Below are 15,616 nucleotides of genomic sequence, written 5' to 3' on the forward strand. Positions count from 1 at the left end.
ACCGGCCGGTACAACCTTCACATGAGCCAGGCACTACAGGATCTCCTCGATCTGCTCGACCTGGAGCAGATCGAGGAGGACATCTTCCGCGGCCAGTCCCGGTCCGCCGTCGTCCCGCGCGTGTTCGGCGGGCAGGTCGCGGCCCAGGCGCTCGTCGCCGCCGGGCGGACGGTCCCCGAGGACCGGCTCGCCCACTCCCTGCACGCGTACTTCCTGCGCATCGGCGACCCCGGCGCACCCATCGTCTACACCGTCGACCGCATGAACGACGGCCGGTCCTTCACGGCCCGCCGGGTGGTCGCCGTCCAGCACGGGCAGCCGATCTTCGCCCTGTCCGCGTCCTTCCAGCGCCCGGAGCAGGGCTTCGAGCACCAGGCCCCGATGCCCGCCGCCCCCGACCCCGCCACGCTCCCCACCTCCGAGGAGCGGCTGCGGGGCTACGGCCATCTCGACCGCGGGATCCTGGAGAAGTTCCTGGAGGCCCGCGCCGCCGTGGACGTGCGCTACGTCGACGAGCCCCCCTTCGGGCGGTTCGGCGAGCCGCGCGAACCGCACTCCCAGGTCTGGTTCCGCACCAACGGCAAGCTCGACAGCGAGGTCGACGACCCCCTGATGCACGTCGTCCTCGCCACGTACGTCTCCGACATGACGCTGCTGGACTCGGTCCTGCTCGCGCACGGCCGGGGCGGCTGGGCCATCGGCGATGTGGTCGGGGCCTCGCTGGACCACGCGATGTGGTTCCACCGGCCGTTCCGCGCCGACGAGTGGCTGCTGTACGACCAGCACTCCCCGTCGGCCTCCGGCGGCCGCGGCCTGGGTCAGGCCCGCATCTACACCCAGGACGGCCGCCTGGCCGTCTCGGTCATCCAGGAGGGCGTGGTCCGCGCCCCCCGGACCTGACCGCCCCTCCCGGGCCCGAGCCCTACGCCAGTCCCGCCTCCGCCAGCAGGTACGCCGTCATCGGGTCATAGTAGCGGGGGCTGACCACATGGTCGTCGAGGGGCACCGTCACCTGGACGGTGCCCTCCGACTCGGCGAGGAAGAGGGCCGGGTCGTTGGAGTCGGCGTAACCGACCGAGTCGACGCCGTGCTGTCCCGCGTACCCCGCCCAGCCGTGGTCGGCGACGACCAGGTCGGGCAGCGGGCTGCCGTGCCGCTCCAGGGCCGTGAGGATGGCCTTCATCGGCTCCCCGGAGTGGGTGTGCCACAGCGTGGCGCCGTGCTCCAGCATCGCCACGTCCGCGAACTGCATGACGTACCCCTCGTCCGTCCGGAGCCCGTCGGGGATCACCACGATGTCGCAGCCGGCCGTGCGCAGGGCGGCGGCGGTGGCGCGGTGCACGTCGAGCAGGCCGCCGGGGTGGCCGGTGGCGAACAGCACCCGCTGGCCGCCGTCGGCCGCCTTGCGCAGCCGGCCCGCCATCCGCTCCAGCCCGGCGACCGTCAGGTCGGGGTCGATGGTGTCCTGGCCGTACCGGTACTCGGGGTCGTCGTTCACCCCGACCCGCTCCGCCATCACCGCGAGCACGTCCTGCTCGTCGGTCCAGCGGTCACCCAGCTCCAGGCCGAGCCAGAAGTTGCGGTCGCCGTTCGCGAGCTTGCGGTAATGGGAGAGGTTGTTCTCGCGGGGAGTGGCTACGTCGCCCGCGATACGGGTTCTGACGAGGTGTTCGACGAGCTCGGCGCGGCTGGGTGTCCCGGGTATCGGCATGTGTCCCATTGTGGGGCAGACCCCTGTGGACGCGCCGGGTGTCCCGGACGCTGGGACGCGGGTCACTGCCGCAGCGCGAACCACAGCTCCATGCGCACGTCCGGGTCGTCGAGGTCGGTGCCGAGCAGGGCCGCGCAGCGGGCGATGCGCTGGCGGACGGTGTTGCGGTGCACGGCGAGGGCGACCGCGGTCCGGTCCCAACTTCCGTGCAGCGAGAGCCAGGTGCGGAGCGTGTCGACGAGCGCCGGCGGGTGCGCGATCGGTGCGAGGAGGGCACGGGCGTGGGCCGCGGCCTCGTCGGGCGGCACGAGATCGGCGAGACCGGGGCGGGCGCCGTGGCGGACCAGCGGGGCGCGGGTGGCGCGGGCGCGGGCGAGCGCGCGGGCGGCCCGGGTGTCCGCGGCGGGCCACTCGGCGGGGGCGGCCGGGTCGCTGACGCCGAGGGTCCAGCCGGGCTGGGGAGCCGGTTCGCGAGCGGCGGGGACGAGGACGCGTACGACGTCCCCGGCTAGGTCGACGAGGGGCGAGCCGAGGGCGGCGCCGAGCGCGGAGGCGGCCACCGGGTCGGGAGCGGCGGGGGAGTCCGGGCGGGCGTGCACCACGAGCCAGGGGGCGGTGCCCAGGAGGGGGGCGACGGCCTCGGCGGCGGCGCCGAGGAGGAGCCGCACGAGCGCGGAGGTACGGGCCGCTCCGGTGCCGCTCTGCTGCTCCCCGGTGAGCAGGGAGAGGAGGACGGCGGCGACGGAGGCGATGGTGTGGTCGGCGGGGTCCCTCCGGGGGGCGGCCACACCGAGGACGAAGCCGTGGGAGGGCGCCAGCGCGTAGGCGGCGAGGCGGGTTCCGGCGACGGTGTCGGTGGCGGAGGTGGGGGCAGGCGCCGCGACGGTGGCACGGCCGGGCGGGGTTGCGGCGGAGGGGGCCGGAGTGCTGTGGGTGGGTGTGGCGGAGGTGGGCGCCGGTTGCCCGTGCTCGCGGGGGATTGCGCCGGGGGTGCGGCTGCCTGGGGCTGTGGCGGAGGGGGTGGGAGCGCTGTGGGTGGGGGTGGCGGAGGTGGGGGCCGCTTGCCCGTGCTCGCGGGGCGCCGCCCCGGGGGCGCGGCTGCCTGGGGTGGGGGCGGGCGCGGTTTGCCCGTGCTCGCGGGGCGGTGTCCCGGTGGCATGGCTGACCGGGGCTGCGGTGGAGGTGGGGGTGGGGGTCGCTTGGCCGCGCTCGCGGGGCGGGGCCGCGGCACGACCGCCCGGGGTTGCGGCGGCAGGAGCGGCACTGCTGCGGGTAGGCGTGGCGGAGGTGGGTGCCGGGTGGCCGTGCTCGCGGGGCGGTGTCCCCGGGGCGCGGCTTGCTGCGGCTGCACCGGCGGTCGTGGGTGTCGCTTGGGTGCGCTCGTGGGGCGGGGCCCCTGCGGCTCGGCCGGCTGCGGCTGCGCCGGATGGGGCTCGGCCGTCCGTAGCGGGGGCCGAGTCCGTCGGGGCCGGGTTCCGGGGGCGTACCACCTCCGCCAGATCCGCCAGCGCCCCTTCCGCCTCCGCCCCCGCACCGCGGCCCGCCGACGCGATCAGGGTGCCCTCGGGGCCGTACAGGGCCGCCCAGCCCCCCACCCGCTGGGCCAGCTGCCGCAGTACCGCGCGCACCGGGTCCGGGCGGGACGCCGCCGCGGCCAGGCTCTGCTGCGCCTCCGTCACCCGGCGCAGTTCGGCCAGCCGGGCCTGGGCCATGAGCTGCCAGACCGCCCGTGCCACGCCGGAGAACGTCGTCCGGGGCGGGACCTCCAGGAGCGGCAGGCCGTAGGACTCGCAGGCCGCCACCAGGGCGCGCGGCACCGTGTCGTGGACCGGCGCCAGGCCGAAGCCGAGGGCGGTGCCGCCCGCCGCCACGATCCGTGAGACGTAGTCGTCGAAGTACGTGCCCGAGCCCGCCGCCTCGGGGATGTGGACGCCCGCCGTGAGCAGCAGCTCCCCGCCCAGCAGATACGGGTACGGGTCCGCCATCTCCGAGGTGTGCGCCCAGTGGATCACGATGTCCGGATCCGTCGGCCCCGCGATCTGCCGCAGCCCCAGGTCCTCGCGGGCCAGCAGCGCCGACAGGGGCACCGCCGGGGTGGGAGGGACGGACGGGTCCGGCATGGTGTGCGTTCCCTCCACTCCGTACAGCCGCAATGGATGAAACGTACACTTCGCAGTCGCTTTCCGGCCACCTAGTGTCGGTCCCGACCGGCAGCCGCGGGTACGGGCGGATGTCCCCGCGAGCCGCTGCCGACGTCCCCACCCCCACGTATCTGCACGACACGCCACCGGGATTGTGCGAAGGAGGCCCCACCATGGCCGTCGACTACACAGTGATCGTCGTCTATCTGGCCGGCATGCTGGCCATGGGCTGGTGGGGCATGCGCCGCGCCAAGTCCAAGAGCGAGTTCCTGGTCGCCGGGCGCCGGCTCGGCCCGGCCATGTACTCCGGGACCATGGCCGCCATCGTCCTCGGCGGCGCGTCCACCATCGGCGGGGTCGGCCTGGGCTACCAGTACGGGCTCTCCGGCGCCTGGATGGTCTTCACCATCGGCCTCGGGCTGCTCGCCCTCTCCGTCTTCTTCTCCGCCCGGATCGCCCGGCTGAAGGTCTACACCGTCTCCGAGATGCTCGACCTGCGCTACGGCGGCCGGGCCGGGGTCATCTCCGGTGTCGTCATGTGGGCGTACACCCTCATGCTCGCCGTCACCTCGACGATCGCCTACGCCACGATCTTCGACGTGCTCTTCGACATGAACCGCACCCTCGCGATCGTCCTCGGCGGCTCGATCGTCGTCGCCTACTCCACGCTCGGCGGCATGTGGTCGATCACCCTCACCGACATGGTGCAGTTCGTCGTCAAGACCATCGGTGTCCTGCTGTTGCTCCTCCCGATCGCCGTCGTCAAGGCGGGCGGGTTCTCCGAGATGAAGGCCCAGCTGCCCACCGAGTACTTCGACCCGCTGGGCATCGGCGGCGAGACGATCTTCACGTACGTGCTCATCTACACGTTCGGCATGCTCATCGGGCAGGACATCTGGCAGCGCGTCTTCACCGCCCGCAGCGACCGGACCGCCCGGTGGGGCGGCACGGTCGCCGGTACCTACTGCCTCGTCTACGCCCTCGCCGGCGCCGTCATCGGCACCGCCGCCAAGGTGCTCTACCCGAACCTGGCCAACGCCGACGACGCCTTCGCCACCATCGTCAAGGACGAGCTGCCCATGGGCGTACGGGGCCTGGTGCTGGCCGCCGCCCTGGCCGCCGTGATGTCCACGTCCTCCGGCGCCCTCATCGCCTGCGCCACCGTCGCCAACAACGACATCTGGTCCCGGCTGCGGGGCCTGGCGAAGGGATCCGCCGAGGAGCACGACGAGGTCCGGGGCAACCGCGCCTTCATCCTGATCATGGGTGTCGCGGTGATCGCCACGGCCATCGTGCTGAACAACGTCGTCGAGGCGCTGACCGTCGCCTACAACCTCCTCGTCGGCGGACTGCTCGTGCCGATCCTCGGCGGGCTGCTGTGGAAGCGCGGCACCGCACAGGGCGCCCTCGCCTCGGTGATCGTCGGCGGAGTCGCGGTCGTCGGCCTGATGGCGACCCACGGCATCCTGGCCAATGAACCCGTCTACTACGGCCTGCTGTCTTCCCTCGCGGCCTACCTCGCCGTCTCCTTGATGACGAAGCCCACCGACGCGGCCGTCCTCGCCGCCTGGCGCGAGCGCCTCGCCGGCCGGGATCCCGAACTCGTGTCCGAACCCGTCCCGGCTCACCAGTAGAGTCGTAGACACATGCACATACGCGACGAAGCGTAGGAAAGAAGGCAGTTCCCCATGAGCAGCAACGAGACGCCCCGCGGCCCCGTCGACTCCTCGCGCATCCCGCGCTACGCCGGACCCGCTACCTTCGCGCGGCTGCCGCGCCTGGACGAGGTCGGCACCGCCGACGTCGCCGTGATCGGCGTGCCCTTCGACTCGGGTGTCTCCTACCGGCCCGGCGCCCGCTTCGGCGGCAACGCCATCCGCGAGGCGTCCCGGCTGCTGCGGCCCTACAACCCCGCGCAGGACGCGTCCCCGTTCGCGCTGGCCCAGGTCGCCGACGGCGGCGACATCGCGGTGAACCCGTTCAACATCAACGAGGCCGTCGAGACGGTCGAGGCCGCCGCCGACGACCTGCTCGGCACCGGCGCCCGGCTGATGACCCTGGGCGGCGACCACACCATCGCGCTGCCGCTGCTGCGGTCCGTCGCCAAGAAGCACGGGCCCGTCGCCCTGCTCCACTTCGACGCCCACCTCGACACCTGGGACACCTACTTCGGCGCCGAGTACACGCACGGCACGCCGTTCCGGCGCGCGGTGGAGGAGGGCATCCTCGACACCTCGGCCCTCTCGCACGTCGGCACCCGCGGTCCGCTGTACGGCAAGCAGGACCTCACCGACGACGAGAAGATGGGCTTCGGCATCGTCACCTCCGCCGACGTCTACCGCCGGGGCGCCGACGAGATCGCCGACCAGCTGCGCCAGCGCATCGGCGACCGCCCGCTGTACATCTCCATCGACATCGACTGCCTGGACCCGGCGCACGCGCCCGGCACCGGCACCCCCGAGGCGGGCGGCATGACCTCCCGCGAGCTGCTGGAGATCCTGCGCGGACTCGCCTCCTGCCACCTCGTCTCGGCGGACGTCGTCGAGGTGGCGCCCGCGTACGATCACGCCGAGATCACGTCGGTGGCCGCGTCCCACACGGCGTACGAACTGACCACCATCATGTCCCGCCAGATTGCAGAGGCCCGCGCGAAGTGACTCACGACCACGACCTGGTGCTCCGCCCCACCGCCGCCCAGACGGAGGCCGCGCTGAACCCTCCCCCCGGACGCAACGGCGGAGACCTCGTCGTGGAGACGCTGGCCGCGCTCGGTGCGACCACCGTTTTCGGCCTCCCCGGCCAGCACGCGCTCGGCATGTTCGACGCGCTGAGCCGCTCGGACCTGCGCTATGTGGGCCTGCGCGTGGAGAACAACGCCGGGTTCGCGGCCGACGCCTACGGCCGGATCACCGGGGAGGCGGCGCCGCTGCTGCTGTCGACCGGCCCCGGCGCGCTGACCTCGCTGGCGGCTCTCCAGGAGGCGGCGGCCGCCTCGGCGCCGGTGCTGGCGATCAGCAGCCAGGTCCCCACCGCGGGCCTGGGCGGCGGACGCCACGGCTATCTGCACGAACTCCCCGATCAGGCGGCCTCGTTCCGGGGCGTCGTGAAGTCCGTGCACACCGTGCGCACCCAGTCGCAGATCGCGTCCGCCGTCGAGGCGGCCTGGAAGTCGGCGCTGACCGCCCCGCACGGGCCGGTATGGGTGGAGATCCCGCAGGACGTGCTGCTCGCCGAGACGGCGATCCCGGTGGTGACGGGCGGCGACGCCTTCCCCGAGGAGCTGCCGCCGCGGCCCGAACTGACGGCGGTGGCGGCCGACTTGCTGTCGAAGGCGGCCCGGCCGGCGATCATCGCGGGCGGGGGAGTGGTACGGGCGGACGCGAGCGGCAAGCTGCGGCGGCTGGCGGAGGTGTTGCAGGCCCCCGTGGTCACCACGCCCGGCGGCAAGGGCGCCTTCCCGTGGACGCATCCGCTGTCCCTGCAGTCCTGGATCGAGGACCGGTACACGACGGACTTCCTGGAGGACGCGGACGTCCTGCTGGTGGTCGGCTCGGGACTGGGTGAACTCTCCTCGAACTACCACACGTTCAAGCCGCGGGGCCGGGTCGTCCAGATCGAGGCGGACCTCGGCAAGCTGGAGTCCAACCATCCGGCGCTCGGCATCCACGCCGACGCCCGGCTCGCGCTGCAGGCGCTGCTGGAGACGGTGTCGGAGCGCACCGACCCCTCGGCGCCGGACCGGGTGCGGGCGCTGCTCGCCAAGGTCGGCGAGCGCATCGCCGCCCAGGAACTCACCCTGGAACAGCAGGTGCTGGCGTCCGTCCGCAACGCCCTGCCCGCCGACTCGCCGTCCTTCTGGGACATGACGATCCTGGCGTACTGGGCCTGGTCGGCCTTCGACGCCAAGGGACCGAACCGGATGCACTCCGCCCAGGGCGCCGGCGGCCTCGGCTACGGCTTCCCGGCGGCGCTGGGCGCTGCGGCGGCCGACCCGACCCACCCGGTCCTCGCCGTCTCGGGCGACGGCGGGGCGCTGTACTCCATCGCGGAGCTGGCTACGGCCCGCCAGTACGACCTGAACGTCACCTGGCTGATCGTCGACGACGGCGGTTACGGCATCCTGCGCGAGTACATGACGGACGCGTTCGGCCGGCCCACGGCGACCGAGCTGACCCGCCCGGACTATGTGGCGCTGGCCGAGTCCTTCGGCGTCCCCGGGGTGCGGACCACCCCGGAGACGCTGGAGGCGGACCTGGCCAAGGCGCTCTCCGCGTCCGGTCCTTCGGTGGTCGTACTCCCGGCGGTGCTGCGCATGTTCGCGCCCACGCACCTCGGAGGGTGACCTACCAGATCGCCTCGACCCACTCCGGGTGGTCGATGAACGGGTTCCGGTTGCCCTGGTAGTTGGTGTAGATGAGCTGGTTGCGGCGCTCCTCGAAGGCGTCCGGCGGGTCCTCGTCGTTCCAGGCCTTCAGGACCGAGAGCCGGCCGTGGTACGGCACGCTGCCGTTGGTGACGGTGTCGTTGGGCTCCAGGTCGGGCCAGCTGTCGGTGCCCTCGTAGCGGACGGCCATGTAGAGGATCATGCGGGCCACGTCGCCCTTGACGGCGTCGCGGGGCTCGAAGGAGTTGGAGTCGGTCAGGCTGCCGCCGGAGTTGGTGAAGCCGCTGCCGCCGTTGTCGAAGTCCTTGTTGCCGCGGATGCTGTTGACCTGCACGTCCTCGGGGCGCAGATGGTGCAGGTCGGTGCCGGGGCCGGCGGAGGTGCCGAAGTCGCCGTGGGACTGCGCCCACACGTGCTCGCGGTTCCAGTTGCCGGTGCTGCCGCCGTTGAGCGACTTGCTGCGGGAGATGCCCGAGTACAGCAGCTTCACGTTGTTGCTGTTGCCCGGGTCCTGGTCGGTGACCTTCAGCGCCTCCCAGACGGCGGAGTACGACAGCTTCGTCTGAGGGCTGATGATGGTGTGCAGCGCGCTCTTGAGGCTCGTACCCGACTTGCCGACGGCGTTCTTGTAGTACGTGCTGTCGTAAGCGGTGGTCGTGGCCGCGGCGGGGGTCGCGGTGAGGGCGGGGGCGCTGAGTCCGACCAGGACGGTGGCGGTGGCGAGGGCCAACGGCTTCCAGCGGCGTATGTGTGTCGCCAGCATGAGGGGGAGTCCCATCTACGCGGGTTGAACGGAGGCGGCACTGGGAGAGTGACATGGACATGCGGCGGTGTAAATGGACGTCGCGTGTCCATCAGGTGACCTGAAACGGCAAACCGGGGCGTGTCTACGCGAGTCAATCCGCGCGGACGCCCCGGCCGGTGACGCGGCCCCTCAGTCCCCGCCGCCGTCGCCGATGTCGGGCAGGCCGGACACGCCGGGCGCGTCGTCGGCCGCACCGCTCGGGCGCACCCGGTCCGCGACGGCCGTTGCGATGATCAGGCCCGCGATCGACGTCACCATGAAGGCGGTGCCGCCCAGGAACACGGCCTGGACCTCGTTGCCGTCGCTGTCGTGGCCGGTCCACATCAGCACCGCCCCGGCGGGGAACACGCCGACGATCCACATCAGGCACAGGACGGCCACGGTCACGCTCTCGTGCCCCTGGGTGATCTCGCGCGAGCCCGCCTCCGCGCCGGGCCACAGCACCGCCGCCACCGCGACCGCCTGGCAGGCACCGCAGGCGGCCAGGGCCACGAGCCAGGTCCCGAGGGGAGCGCCGTGCTGCCAGGCGTGCCAGAACGCGCCGAGGGCGCAGAGCAGTTGGGCCCCCACGCCGCACAGCAACCAGAACGTGCGGGACACCATCAGCTCTCTCGGTTCCGGCAGCTCCCTGAACACCGTCGTCCACCCCCGAACCGGTGGACGACGCCCAGGGCCCCGGCGGTTGCGGGTGCGCGGAATCGAGGGGCAGGTAACGGTTCGTACAACCATTGCCCAACGCCTACAACCATTCCCGCGGGTTCGTGAGTCACCAGGGCATGACTCGTCCCATATCCAGACGTGCCGGATGGGTGGCGGGCGGGGCGCTCGTCGCGTGTGTGGCCGCCGTCACCCCCGCGACCGCCGCGACCCCGCCCGCCGTCGGCTGCACGTCCGCCAAGGCCGGGCTCGCCGAGAAGCTGAAGAAGGACATCACCGCCGCGCTGGCGACCCGTAAGGGCACCATCGCCGTCGGGCTGTACGACCGGTCCACCCAGACCACCTGCACCCTGCGCGCCGGCACGGCCTACGACTCCGCCAGCGTCGTCAAGGTCACCGTCCTCACCACCCTGCTGTGGGACGCGCAGAAGACCGGCCGGGCCCTCACCAGCCGGGAGAAGTCCCTCGCCACCGCCATGATCACCAAGTCGGACAACGCCTCCACCACCACCCTGTGGAAGCAGCTCGGCGTCACCAAGGTGAAGAACTTCCTCGCCGCGGCGGGCATGACCCAGACCAAACCAGGCGCCAACGGCTACTGGGGCCTGACCCAGATCACCGTCACCGACGAGCAGAAGCTGATGAAGCTGCTCACCGCGAAGAACGCCGTGCTCACCGACGACTCCCGCTGGTACGTCCGCAAGCTGATGGGCGACGTGATCGCGTCCCAGCGCTGGGGCACCCCCTACGGAGCACCCTCCGACGTCATCGTGCACGTCAAGAACGGCTGGCTCCAGCGGGCCACGCACGGCTGGCGGGTGCACAGCGTCGGCACCTTCAAGGGCGGCGGCCGCGACTACATGATCACGGTGCTGACCCACGGCAACAGCACGATGAACTACGGCATCACCACCATCCAGGGCGTCGCCAAGGTCATCCACCGCGATCTGGCCGCGAGTTGACTCCTGGCGGTCTCCCGCCCTTCACCGGCCCGCCCTACGGTGACGGCCATGCGCATGCGAACCGTACTCTCCACCGCCACCGCGGCCCTGGCGGCGGCCACCTGTCTGACCGCCGCCGGCCCCTCCTCCGCGGCCGGCCCGCAGCACCACGCCTGTTCGCCGTACGTCTCCGTCGACCGCTTCTCCGACGCGCTCGACAAGACGGCGTACCAGGGCACGTACGTGGGCAACTTCTCCGCGCTCGCGGTGGACCGGGACGGTTCGCTCGCGGCCGTGTCCGACCGTTCCGCGCTGTTCTCCCTGGACGCGAGGACGCTCGCGCCGCGCTCAGTCGTCCCGCTCGCCGACGAGAACGGCGCCGCCCTGGACTCCGAGGGCCTGGTGGTGGACCGCGACGGCACGCGGCTGATCAGCACCGAGGGGGAACCGGCCGTCCGGCGCCACGCCGCCGACGGAACGATCCTGGACCGGCTCCCGGTGCCGGACGCGCTCCGGGTCGCCGCGGCCGGGCGGGCCGTGCCCAACGGCACGTTCGAGGGCCTGACCCGGTTCCGTGGCGGCCTGCTCGCGTCCATGGAGTACGCCCTGTCCGGCGACTCGGCCGGCCTCGTCCGCTTCCAGACCTGGGACCGGCACCAGGGCGCCTACGTGCTCGCCGCCCAGTACGGCTACCGCGCCGACACCGGCCTCGGCGTCCCGGAGGTCACCGCGCTGTCCGACGGCCGGCTCCTGGTCCTGGAGCGCGGCTTCACCGCCGGCGTCGGCAACACCGTCCGCCTCTACCTCGCCGACCCGCGCCGGGCCAGCGACACCTCCGGCACCGAGAACCTCACCGGCCAGGACGGCGTACGGCTGATCAGGAAGACGCTGCTGGCCGACCTCGCCGCCTGCCCCGACCTCGGCGCCACGGCGAAGCAGCCGCAGCCCAATCCGCTGCTCGACAACATCGAGGCCATGACGGTCACGGGCCGCGCGAAGGGCGGCGCGCTGAAGGTCCTGCTGGCCAGCGACGACAACCAGAACCCGGCCCAGACGACCCGGTTCTACTTCCTGCGGGTGCGCGTCTAGCCCGGCAGTACGGCGATCCCCAACGGCCTGTTCCCGGCGGCCAGTCGGCGCGTGTCTCCCGTGTCGAGGTCCACGACGGTGAGGCCGTTCCAGTAGCCGTCGCGGGTGAAGCCGCCGGTGACGTAGGCCGTGCGGCCGTCGGCCACGACGTCCTCGTGGGGGCCGTCGAGCGGGATGACCTGCTCCCGGCCGTCCGGCCGCCGGACGGTCAGGGAGGGCCCCCGGCCGTCCCCGCCCACCGCGCCCGTGCCCACGACGAGCAGCGTCCCGTCGGCGGTGACGGCGGCCCCGTGCTGATGGGTGCGGGCGGTCATCCGCTGAACCGTCGAGCGGCCGCTGACCGGGTCGAGCACGACCAGCTTCTCGCCCTCGAAGGGCAGCAACAGCCTGCCGTCGGACGGCCGTACGGCCGCGTAGTGCGGCTTGAGCCAGGAGCCGAGGCCGCCTTCCGTGCCGTAGGGCGCGACCTCGACGCGGCGCGTGTGCAGCGTGGCCGTGTCGACGACGGTGACGTCGAAGGAGTCGTGGCCGGTGGCGTAGACGTGCCGTCCGTCCGGGGAGACGTCGACGTCGAAGGGGCGGCGGCCGGTGTCCGCGGTGCCGGTGACCTTCAGGGTGCGGGTGTCGATGACCTCCAGCACCCCGTCGCCGTCCGGCACGTTGACACCGACGTAGACGTGCTCGCCGTCGGGGGCCAGGGTGATGCCCATGCCGCCGCCGCGGTACTCGCCGTGGGCCGGGGCGCCGAGGCCCCGCGTCGCGTACCGGATCAGCGCCGGGCGCTCACGGGTCCGGGTGTCGACGACCGCGACCCCTTCCGCCGTGGCGACCCAGGCCCGCCCGTCCGCCCCCACGGCCAGTCCGTAGGGGGCGGTGCCCACCCGCACGGAGCCGGTGGGGCCCCGGTCCGGGTCGACGAAGGTGACGGTGTCGGCGCCGAAGTCGGCTACCAGGAGCCCGGCCGCGGCGAGGGTGGCGGGGGTGGCGGCCCCGGGACGCGTCGGGGCGGGCGCGGCGGTCTCGGCATGTGTCGGGGCGGTGGGCGGAGAACCGTCCCGCGCCGCCGCGCATCCGGTGAGCAGGGCGGCGGCCAGCGCGGCCGGCAGCAGGCGTTTCACAGCGGTACCCGGAAGGGGCGCTCAGTCCAGGGCGGCGACGCCGGCGCGGGCGAACTTCTCGTCCAGGTCGCCGGAGGGCGCGCCCGCGACACCGATACCCGCGATCGGCGCGTTGTTCGCGGTCACCGGGACACCGCCGCCGAGGAACAGGGTGCCGGGGATGTCCTTGAGGTTGGGCGTGGTCTCCAGCCGCTTCGCCAGCTCGGAGGTGGGCGCGTTCCAGGACACCGAGGTGAACGCCTTCTTCACCGCCGACTCGTACGACTGCGGGCCCGCGCCGTCGCCGCGCAGGGTGACCAGGGTGTTGCCGTTGCGGTCGACCACCGCGACGGACACCCGCTGGTTCTCCTTCTTCGCGGCGTCCAGCACGGCCTCGGCCGCTTCGGTCGCCGCCGAGACCGACAGGTGAGTGGAGGTGAAGGTGTCCGAGGACTTCACCGCGGCGGGCCGGGCCTGCGTGGCCTGGGGCGCGGAGGCGTTGGCGGAGACGGCACCGAAGGTACCGACGGCGACGGCGGCGAGGACGGCGCCGCCGGTGGCGACACGGGCACGACGGGAGAACTTCTGCATGGCTCGGCAACTCCTGGGATCGACGGGGAGGGCGATGGGTGCTTGCGGTATCCAGCCTGGGCCCGGATCCGGGGCACATCCGTCGGCGTTCCGGCTGCTCACGGGGAGCGGGACGGCTGACGCCGGGGTCATCCGAACGGTTGACCCCGGGTGCGGCGGTGCGGGGGACACTGGAGGTGTTTGTCCAGTTCACGAGGTCCGGTTCGCGAGGTCCGGTTCGCGAGGTCCGGTTCACAGCGGGAGCACAGCGGGAAGGCGGTCCGGCGGCATGCGGCCAGCACGTCAGGAGGACGGGAGCGCGGTCCCGGGCGACCCCGACGCCCAGTGGCTCGCCGCCGTCATGCACGCCACCTTCTTCCTCCTCCTGGGCACCGCCATGGCCCGCTACCTCCAGCGGCACGGCGGCGAGCCCCGCGCCCCCTGGGTGATCGCGCTGGCCGCGGTGCTGGCGGTGCTGTACGTCATGGGGCGGTTCGGCGACCGGCCGGGCCGGGTGGTCGCCCGGCCCACCCCGCCCCGCCTGCTGTGGCTCGGTGCCGTGGTCGCCGTATGGATGGTCCTGGTCGCCCTCGCGCCGAGCTGCGCCTGGGTCGCCGTCCCCCTCTTCTACGTCGCCCTGCGCCACCTTCCGCCCGGCGCCGCGTACGTCCTGGTCGCCGTGCTCACCGGGTTCGTGATCGTCGCCCAGCTGCAGCTCGCCCCCCGTTTCGACCTCGACCTGGTGGTCGGCCCGGCGGCCGTCGCCGGTTTCGCCACCGCGATCTTCGTGCAGCTGCGCCGGCAGGCGGCCCGGCAGCGCGCGCTGATCGACGACCTGGTCCGCACCCGCCGGGAACTGGCCGCCACCGAGCGCCGCGAGGGCACCCTCGCCGAGCGCCAGCGGCTCGCCATGGAGATCCACGACACCCTCGCCCAGGGCCTGTCCAGCCAGCAGATGCTGCTGCAGGCCGCCGACCGGGTCTGGGAGTCGGACCCCGGGAAGGCCCGCGCGCACGTCCGTACCGCCGAGTCCGTCGCCGAGCACAACCTCGCCGAGGCCCGCCGCTTCGTGCACGACCTCGCCCCCGCCGACCTGGCGCGCGGCGGCGGACTCGGCGAGGCGCTGCGGACGCTGGCCGCCCGGGAGTCCGGCGACCGGCTCACCGTCCGCGTCCACGTCGACGACGGGGGCCGCGCGCCGGAGCTGCCCGACCGGATCCAGTCGGCGCTGCTGCGGATCGCGCAGGGCGCCCTGGCGAACGTACGGGAGCACTCCGGGGCGTCCGCCGCCGCGCTCACCCTCACCCTCCTCGACGACCAGGCCGTCCTGGACGTCGCCGACGACGGCCACGGCTTCGACGCGGAGGCGCTCCCGGACGCCCCCTCCGGCGGGCGCGGCCACGGCCTGCCCGCGATCCGGGCCCGGGTCCGCGGGCTCGGCGGCACCCTGGCCGTGGAGTCGGCGCCCGGCGAGGGCACGGTCCTGTCCGCCGCGATCCCCCTGGAGAACCCCCGATGACCGTACGCATCCTGCTCTGCGACGACCACGCCGTCGTGCGCGCCGGACTGCTCGCCCTCCTCGACAGCGCCTCCGGCATCGAGGTCGTCGGGGAGGCCGGTACCGGCGAGGAGGCGCTGGCGCTGGCCGCGCGGCTCGACCCGGACGTGGTGCTGATGGACCTCCAGCTCGGAGCCGGGATCGACGGCGTGGAGGTCACCCGCCGGCTCACCTCGGCGCCGGGCGGCGGCCCGCACGTACTGGTGCTCACCACGTACGACACCGACGCCGACATCACCCGCGCCATCGAGGCGGGCGCCACCGGCTACCTGCTGAAGGCCGAGCGGCCGGACGAGCTCTTCGCCGCGATCCACGCCGCCGCGCAAGGGCGCACCACGCTCTCCGCGCCGGTCGCGGGCCGGGTCATGGCCAACCTCCGCAACCCGCGCCCCACCCTGACCGACCGCGAGCGCGAGATCCTCGGCAGGCTCTCCCAGGGCCTCGGCAACCGCGAGATCGCCAAGGCCCTGTTCATCAGCGAGGCCACGGTCAAGACCCACCTGGGCCGCATCTACGACAAACTCGGCGTGGACACCCGAGCGGGCGCGGTGGCAGTGGCGAAGGAACAGCGCCTGCTGCGGTGAGCCCGCGTGCCGATGCTCATCCCGGGATGAAATCCGGGGCGGAACACGTTGGGGCTTGTCGTGGACGATCAGACGGGGA

14 protein-coding genes are annotated in these 15,616 nt (G+C 73.2%); 8 read left to right on the forward strand and 6 right to left on the reverse strand.

Translation table 11 applies throughout. The features are described 5' to 3' along the window. Positions 1-21 precede the first annotated feature (21 nt). Positions 22-900: an acyl-CoA thioesterase gene (locus ACFYW5_RS06775; protein ID WP_389415867.1), complete on the forward strand. Its 879-nt coding sequence runs from the start codon at positions 22-24 to the stop codon at positions 898-900. Positions 901-922: 22 nt separating this feature from the next. Here ACFYW5_RS06775 and ACFYW5_RS06780 read toward each other — a convergent pair whose 3' ends face one another. After that, positions 923-1,711: a phosphatase gene (locus ACFYW5_RS06780; RefSeq protein WP_389415868.1), complete on the reverse strand. Its 789-nt coding sequence runs from the start codon at positions 1,709-1,711 to the stop codon at positions 923-925. A gap of 62 nt (positions 1,712-1,773) precedes the next feature. Then, positions 1,774-3,831, reverse strand: coding sequence for a helix-turn-helix domain-containing protein (locus ACFYW5_RS06785; protein ID WP_389415869.1), 2,058 nt, complete (start codon positions 3,829-3,831; stop codon positions 1,774-1,776). A 194-nt stretch (positions 3,832-4,025) separates the two neighbouring features. On the opposite strand from ACFYW5_RS06785, the gene ACFYW5_RS06790 reads away from it, so the two are divergent. Genes ACFYW5_RS06790 through ACFYW5_RS06800 form a run of 3 tightly spaced genes read left to right on the forward strand, consistent with a single transcriptional unit; the run spans position 4,026 to position 8,194 of the window. Then, positions 4,026-5,486, forward strand: a complete 1,461-nt coding sequence (locus ACFYW5_RS06790) for a sodium:solute symporter (RefSeq protein ID WP_389415870.1) — start codon at positions 4,026-4,028, stop codon at positions 5,484-5,486. Between the two features lie 54 nt (positions 5,487-5,540). Beyond that, complete coding sequence (gene speB, locus ACFYW5_RS06795; RefSeq protein WP_389415872.1) at positions 5,541-6,509, forward strand: agmatinase; 969 nt, start codon at positions 5,541-5,543, stop codon at positions 6,507-6,509. Next, positions 6,506-8,194 (forward strand): thiamine pyrophosphate-binding protein, encoded by a 1,689-nt coding sequence (locus ACFYW5_RS06800; protein ID WP_389415873.1) that lies wholly within the window; start codon positions 6,506-6,508, stop codon positions 8,192-8,194. Before speB ends, ACFYW5_RS06800 begins: the two co-directional genes overlap by 4 nt. A gap of 1 nt (position 8,195) precedes the next feature. On the opposite strand, the gene ACFYW5_RS06805 is transcribed toward ACFYW5_RS06800, so the two are convergent. Together ACFYW5_RS06805 and ACFYW5_RS06810 are read right to left on the reverse strand one after the other, a co-directional pair. Further along, a complete protein-coding gene (locus tag ACFYW5_RS06805) occupies positions 8,196-8,999 on the reverse strand; it encodes an endonuclease I family protein (protein ID WP_389416424.1) in 804 nt (267 codons plus the stop codon). 171 nt (positions 9,000-9,170) lie between these two features. Further along, entirely contained in the window at positions 9,171-9,677 is a 507-nt protein-coding gene (locus ACFYW5_RS06810; RefSeq protein WP_389415874.1) for a hypothetical protein, read from the reverse strand. 140 nt (positions 9,678-9,817) lie between these two features. On the opposite strand from ACFYW5_RS06810, the gene ACFYW5_RS06815 reads away from it, so the two are divergent. Further along, positions 9,818-10,660 carry a serine hydrolase gene (locus ACFYW5_RS06815; protein WP_389415876.1) on the forward strand — a complete coding sequence of 281 codons (843 nt, stop codon included), beginning with the start codon at positions 9,818-9,820 and terminating at the stop codon, positions 10,658-10,660. Positions 10,661-10,708: 48 nt separating this feature from the next. Then, a complete protein-coding gene (locus ACFYW5_RS06820) occupies positions 10,709-11,728 on the forward strand; it encodes an esterase-like activity of phytase family protein (protein ID WP_389415877.1) in 1,020 nt (339 codons plus the stop codon). Here the strand turns inward: ACFYW5_RS06820 and ACFYW5_RS06825 are convergent. Continuing rightward, positions 11,725-12,846 carry a hypothetical protein gene (locus tag ACFYW5_RS06825; RefSeq protein ID WP_389415878.1) on the reverse strand — a complete coding sequence of 374 codons (1,122 nt, stop codon included), beginning with the start codon at positions 12,844-12,846 and terminating at the stop codon, positions 11,725-11,727. The two genes, ACFYW5_RS06820 and ACFYW5_RS06825, sit on opposite strands and share 4 nt — an antisense overlap. A 21-nt stretch (positions 12,847-12,867) precedes the next feature. After that, the gene (locus ACFYW5_RS06830) at positions 12,868-13,416 is read right to left on the reverse strand and encodes a heme-binding protein (protein ID WP_389415879.1); all 549 of its coding nucleotides are present in this window, start codon (positions 13,414-13,416) and stop codon (positions 12,868-12,870) included. A gap of 268 nt (positions 13,417-13,684) precedes the next feature. On the opposite strand from ACFYW5_RS06830, the gene ACFYW5_RS06835 reads away from it, so the two are divergent. Further along, complete coding sequence (locus ACFYW5_RS06835; RefSeq protein WP_389415880.1) at positions 13,685-14,914, forward strand: histidine kinase; 1,230 nt, start codon at positions 13,685-13,687, stop codon at positions 14,912-14,914. Further along, positions 14,911-15,537 (forward strand): response regulator, encoded by a 627-nt coding sequence (locus tag ACFYW5_RS06840; protein WP_389415881.1) that lies wholly within the window; start codon positions 14,911-14,913, stop codon positions 15,535-15,537. The genes ACFYW5_RS06835 and ACFYW5_RS06840 overlap by 4 nt, the downstream gene beginning before the upstream one ends. Positions 15,538-15,616: the final 79 nt, after the last annotated feature.

Origin of the sequence: Streptomyces sp. NPDC002779 (assembly GCF_042888685.1) — a bacterium.
GTDB lineage: Bacteria > Actinomycetota > Actinomycetes > Streptomycetales > Streptomycetaceae > Streptomyces.

Coding starts and splice junctions, on each gene's coding strand:
- ACFYW5_RS06775 (WP_389415867.1), top strand. CDS start 22: ATGAGCCAGGCACTACAGGATCTCCTCGATCTGCTCGACCTGGAGCAG.
- ACFYW5_RS06780 (WP_389415868.1), bottom strand. CDS start 1,711: ATGCCGATACCCGGGACACCCAGCCGCGCCGAGCTCGTCGAACACCTC.
- ACFYW5_RS06785 (WP_389415869.1), bottom strand. CDS start 3,831: ATGCCGGACCCGTCCGTCCCTCCCACCCCGGCGGTGCCCCTGTCGGCG.
- ACFYW5_RS06790 (WP_389415870.1), top strand. CDS start 4,026: ATGGCCGTCGACTACACAGTGATCGTCGTCTATCTGGCCGGCATGCTG.
- speB (WP_389415872.1), top strand. CDS start 5,541: ATGAGCAGCAACGAGACGCCCCGCGGCCCCGTCGACTCCTCGCGCATC.
- ACFYW5_RS06805 (WP_389416424.1), bottom strand. CDS start 8,999: ATGCTGGCGACACACATACGCCGCTGGAAGCCGTTGGCCCTCGCCACC.
- ACFYW5_RS06815 (WP_389415876.1), top strand. CDS start 9,818: ATGACTCGTCCCATATCCAGACGTGCCGGATGGGTGGCGGGCGGGGCG.
- ACFYW5_RS06820 (WP_389415877.1), top strand. CDS start 10,709: ATGCGCATGCGAACCGTACTCTCCACCGCCACCGCGGCCCTGGCGGCG.
- ACFYW5_RS06830 (WP_389415879.1), bottom strand. CDS start 13,416: ATGCAGAAGTTCTCCCGTCGTGCCCGTGTCGCCACCGGCGGCGCCGTC.
- ACFYW5_RS06835 (WP_389415880.1), top strand. CDS start 13,685: ATGCGGCCAGCACGTCAGGAGGACGGGAGCGCGGTCCCGGGCGACCCC.
- ACFYW5_RS06840 (WP_389415881.1), top strand. CDS start 14,911: ATGACCGTACGCATCCTGCTCTGCGACGACCACGCCGTCGTGCGCGCC.